The sequence below is a fragment of the Streptomyces sp. NPDC058457 genome (assembly GCF_042720695.1).
Taxonomy (GTDB): domain Bacteria; phylum Actinomycetota; class Actinomycetes; order Streptomycetales; family Streptomycetaceae; genus Streptomyces.
In genome coordinates this window covers 1-4876 of record NZ_JBHXLU010000178.1, presented here as the reverse complement: position 1 = coordinate 4876, position 4876 = coordinate 1, and the positions used below count along the sequence as shown (strand labels likewise).

Here is a 4876-nt window from a genome sequence, read left to right as displayed (position 1 = left end):
CGCAGGTGGAGAAGCTGGTGAAGGACCACACCGACGGCCGAACCCTCGGCTTCATCGGCGAGCCCCGGGTGAACGTCCTCGAACTCAACATCGCGTTGAAGGATCTGACCAAGGGCAGTTGAGAGAACCGATGACCCGAGTGCTGGTCGTGGAAGACGACCCCCAGCTCGTACGGGCACTCGTGATCAACATGCAGGCACGCCAGTACGGAGTGGACGCGGCGCCCGACGGCGCCACGGCCATCCGGCTGGCGGCCGCGCGTCAGCCGGACGTGGTGATGCTCGACCTCGGTCTGCCCGACATGGACGGGGTCGACGTCATCAAGGCGCTGCGCGGCTGGACCCGCGTACCGATCCTGGTGCTGTCGGCGCGGCAGGCCTCCGACGAGAAGGTCGCCGCGCTCGATGCGGGCGCCGACGACTACATCACCAAGCCGTTCAGCATGGACGAACTCCTCGCCCGGCTGCGGGCCGCGGTCCGCCGCACCGAGGACGTGCCGCTCGCCCCCGAGACCACCCGGGTGGAGACCGACGACTTCACCATCGACCTGCTCGCCAAGAAGGCGGTGCGGGCCGGTCACGACGTACGGCTCACCCCCACCGAGTGGCATCTGCTGGAGATACTGGTCACCAACCCCGGCCGGCTCGTCACGCAGAAGCACCTGCTGCGGGAGGTGTGGGGAGTCACCCAGAGCAACAAGACGAACTACCTGCGGGTCTACATGGCCCAGCTCCGCCGCAAACTCGAGGCGGACCCCTCGCATCCCCGGTACCTGATCACCGAGCCCGGCATGGGCTACCGCTTCGAAGGATGACATGGCACGCGGCAGGCTTCGGATCTACCTCGGCGCGGCACCCGGCGTGGGCAAGACCTACGCCATGCTCTCCGAGGCCCACCGCCGGATCGAACGCGGCACCGACTGTGTCGTCGCGTTCGTCGAGCACCACGACCGGCCGCGCACCGAGGTGATGCTGCACGGCCTGGAGGAGCTCCCGCGCCGCGAACTGGACTACCGGGGAGCGGTGTTCACCGAGATGGACGTCGACGCCGTCCTCGCGCGCCGCCCCCAGGTCGCCCTCGTCGACGAACTCCCGCACACCAACATCCCGGGCTCCCGCAACGCCAAGCGCTGGCAGGACGTCGAGGAACTGCTGGCCGCGGGCATCGACGTCGTCTCCACCGTCAACATCCAGCACCTGGAGTCCCTCGGGGACGTGGTGGAGTCCATCACCGGGGTGCGCCAGCAGGAGACCGTGCCCGACGAGGTCGTACGGCGCGCCGACCAGATCGAGCTGGTCGACATGTCCCCGCAGGCCCTGCGCCGCCGGATGGCGCACGGCAACATCTACCAGCCCGACAAGGTCGACGCGGCCCTGTCCAACTACTTCCGGCCGGGCAACCTCACCGCCCTGCGCGAACTCGCCCTGCTCTGGGTCGCGGACCGGGTCGACGAGTACCTGAACGAGTACCGCAGCGAGCACCGGGTCTCGAAGATCTGGGGCTCGCGCGAGCGGATCGTGGTCGGGCTCACCGGCGGGCCGGAGGGGCGGACGCTGATCCGGCGGGCCGCCCGGCTGGCCGAGAAGGGCGCCGGCGGCGAGGTGCTCGCCGTCTACATAGCGCGCAGCGATGGACTGACCTCCGCCTCCCCGAAGGAACTCGCCGTCCAGCGCACCCTCGTGGAGGACCTCGGCGGCACCTACCACCACGTCGTCGGCGACGACGTCCCGGCCGCGCTGCTCGACTTCGCGCGCGGGGTCAACGCCACCCAGATCGTCCTCGGCGTCTCCCGGCGCAGGAGCTGGCAGTACGTCCTCGGGCCGGGCGTCGGCGCCACGGTCGCCCGGGACTCGGGACCCGACCTCGACGTGCACCTCATCACGCACGACGAGGCCGGCAAGGGGCGGCTCCCGCTGGGCCGTTCGGCGCGGCTCGGCCGGTCCCGGCTCATCTGGGGCTGGCTGACCGGCGTCCTCGGCCCGGTCCTGCTCACCTGGCTGCTGACCTCCGTCGCACCGGAGGTGGGCCTGGCCAACGACATGCTGCTGTACCTCGCCCTGACGGTCGCCGCGGCCCTGCTCGGCGGTCTGCTCCCGGCGCTCACCTCGGCGGTGGTCGGCTCCCTGCTGCTCAACTGGTTCTTCACCCCGCCCGTCCACACCCTCACCATCGCCGACCCCGAGAACATCGTCGCCATCGTGATCTTCGTCGGGGTCGCCGTGTCGGTGGCCTCCGTCGTGGACCTGGCGGCCCGGCGCACCCAGCAGGCGACCCGGCTGCGCGCCGAGTCGGAGATCCTGTCCTTCCTCGCGGGCAGCGTGCTGCGCGGCGAGACCAGCCTGGAGGCGCTCCTGGAACGGGTGCGGGAGACCTTCGGCATGGAGTCGGTGGCGCTCCTTGAGCGGGCGGACGACGTGACGCCCTGGACGTGTGCCGGCAGCGTCGGACCGCGGCCCTGTCAGTCGCCGGAGCGCGCGGACGTCGACGTGCCGGTCGGCGACCACATGACCCTCGCCCTCTCGGGACGCGTGCCGCCGGCCTCCGACCGGCGGGTGCTGGCCGCGTTCGCCGCCCAGGCGGCCGTCGTGCTCGACCGGCAGCGGCTCCGGCAGGAGGCCGACCAGGCGAAGGAACTGGCGGAGGGCAACCGCATCCGCACCGCCCTGCTGGCCGCGGTCAGCCATGACCTGCGCACCCCGCTGGCCGGCATAAAGGCCTCGGTGTCGTCGCTGCGCTCGGACGACGTGGAGTGGTCCGAGCAGGACCGGGCGGAGCTCCTGGAGGCCATAGAGGCGGGCGCCGACCGTCTTGACCATCTCGTCGGCAACCTGCTCGACATGTCCCGCCTGCAGACCGGTACCGTGACGCCCATCGTCCGCGAGGCCGACCTGGACGAGGTGGTGCCGATGGCGCTCGGCGGGGTCCCCGAGGACAGCGTCGAGCTGGACATCCCGGAGACGCTGCCGATGGTCCACGTCGACAAGGGGCTGCTGGAGCGGGTCGTCGCCAACGTGGTCGAGAACGCCGTCAAGTACAGCCCCGCGGACACCCCCGTGCTGGTGAAGGCCAGCTCCATGGCCGACCGGGTGGAGGTGCGGGTCGTGGACCGCGGCCCCGGCGTCCCGGACGAGGCCAAGGAGCGCATCTTCGAGCCGTTCCAGCGGTACGGCGACTCACCGCGCGGTGCGGGGGTGGGGCTCGGCCTGGCCGTGGCCCGGGGCTTCGCCGAGGCGATGGGCGGCACGCTGGCCGCCGAGGACACCCCGGGCGGCGGCCTCACCATGGTGCTGAGCCTGCCGACCGCACCGGGCCGCAGACCAGGTCGGCCGGACCTGCCGGCGGCTGTCACTTCATAGGGCTGGTACGGCAACCGACTTCACCGGGCTGCTACGACAACTGCCGTGAGCCCAGCGGCAGATGCCAGCTGTTGCGGCGGTGTGCGGCCGTCAGCGTCTCCTCCAGCGGGGAGGGCGGCACGGCCAGCACCGGGCAGTGCGCGTGGGACAGGCAGTAGCGGGCCACCCGGCCCGAGAAGGCCCGGTGCCAGCCGCGCCGGCCCGCGCCTACGACCAGCACGTCGTCCTCCCGGTCCGCCGTCTCCACCAGGGACAGTCCCGGGGTGCCGCGCACCACGAGGGCGTGCAGCGGGGTGCCGGGCCCGGCGTCGCCGAAGACCTCCTCCAGCACGTCGAGCAGCCGCTGTCGGGCCAGCCGCCGCCACTCGTCGACCAGCAGCATCGAGGCCGGCGAGCGCCGCGCCGCCAGCTCGCCGCCCGGCGGCTCCCACACGAGCACCGGCCACAGTTCCGCATCGCGGCGCCGGGCCTCCGCGGCGGCCCGGCACAGGGCCGTGACGCTGCCCAGCGAACCGCTCACGCCGACGACGACCCGAACGGGCGCGCAGGCGTCGTAACCGGTCATGACTCCACCGTTTCTCCGCAGTTGTCCCGGGCCGTTCCCGGGGCGGACGGGTACCCCGATCCGGTTCCATCACACTGCGCCGAACGGGTGACGGCCAGTGCCCGGACCACTTCTTGGCACGCCTCTGACGGCCGCTGTGACCGGCGCCACCAGCGCCGACGGCCGCTCGTCAGCATCCCGTCAACGTCGCCGCGATCACCGTCAGCGTCCCGTCATGAGGCATCGGAGAGGTGCCGGGAGCGGGCATAGCGTCTTGGGCGAGCCCCGGTCCGCCTCACCGCGTCCGGGGCACCCGCTCCTTCCTGTGCCAGGAGGCATGCCATGCCAGAACTCTTGTGCGGTGACGACCCGGAGCCCTCCGATCGCTCCCCGGCCGGACCCCTGTTCGTACCGGTCCGGCCGGGACCCTCGGGGTACGCGGCACGGCTCTTCCGCACCCCGCTCGGCGAGCGCACCGCCGTCGGTTTCACCTCGGCCCGCGGACTCGCCGCCACGCTCGGCCCCGACCAGGCCTGGATCCGGCTCGCCGAACCCGCCCTGCGTGCCCTGGCCGCACCGCTCGGCGTCACGACCGTCACGGTCGACCCGCAGCTGTCGGCGCCGGCGCCCACGCCGGTGGCGCCGCTCGCGCCCGCCGCCGTGTCCCTGCGGATCGCCCGAACCGCCTGAACCGCCTGAACCGCCTGATTCGTCTGAGAGGGGAGCGGTCGATGACCACCCTGCACGAACCCGTCGTCACCACCACGCCCGCCGATCTGTCGGTGTGGCCCGCCTCGGCCACCGAGCCCCGGCCCGGCGACCTGGCCGTCGGCGGAGTCCCACTGGCCGAGGTCGCCGACCGCTTCGGCACCCCCGTCTACGTCCTCGACGAGAACGAGGTCCGCGACCGCTGCCGCACCTACCGGCACGCCTTCCCCGACACCGAAGTCCTCTACGCCGCCAAGGCGTTCCTGTG

At 72.4% G+C, this 4876-nt stretch carries 5 protein-coding genes and 1 pseudogene; 5 read left to right on the top strand and 1 reads right to left on the bottom strand.

Annotation, left to right across the window (positions count from 1 at the left end; genetic code table 11):
- The 3 genes from ACFWPS_RS53755 to ACFWPS_RS53745 all read left to right on the top strand — a co-directional run.
- Window positions 1–122: potassium-transporting ATPase subunit C (locus ACFWPS_RS53755; RefSeq protein ID WP_383721845.1), on the top strand; the 122-nt coding region annotated here is incomplete at its 5' end.
- 8 nt (window positions 123–130) lie between these two features.
- Complete coding sequence (locus ACFWPS_RS53750; RefSeq protein ID WP_383721843.1) at window positions 131–814, top strand: response regulator; 684 nt, start codon at window positions 131–133, stop codon at window positions 812–814.
- Between the two features lies 1 nt (window position 815).
- Window positions 816–3356: a DUF4118 domain-containing protein gene (locus tag ACFWPS_RS53745; protein ID WP_383721841.1), complete on the top strand. Its 2541-nt coding sequence runs from the start codon at window positions 816–818 to the stop codon at window positions 3354–3356.
- Window positions 3357–3387: 31 nt separating this feature from the next.
- On the opposite strand, the gene ACFWPS_RS53740 is transcribed toward ACFWPS_RS53745, so the two are convergent.
- Window positions 3388–3921: a universal stress protein gene (locus tag ACFWPS_RS53740; RefSeq protein WP_383721840.1), complete on the bottom strand. Its 534-nt coding sequence runs from the start codon at window positions 3919–3921 to the stop codon at window positions 3388–3390.
- Window positions 3922–4242: 321 nt separating this feature from the next.
- Here ACFWPS_RS53740 and ACFWPS_RS53735 point away from each other — a divergent pair, with 321 nt between their 5' ends.
- Complete coding sequence (locus ACFWPS_RS53735) at window positions 4243–4590, top strand: SAV_915 family protein (RefSeq protein WP_383721838.1); 348 nt, start codon at window positions 4243–4245, stop codon at window positions 4588–4590.
- 41 nt (window positions 4591–4631) lie between these two features.
- A pseudogene (locus tag ACFWPS_RS53730) lies at window positions 4632–4876 on the top strand (diaminopimelate decarboxylase); the annotation flags it as partial.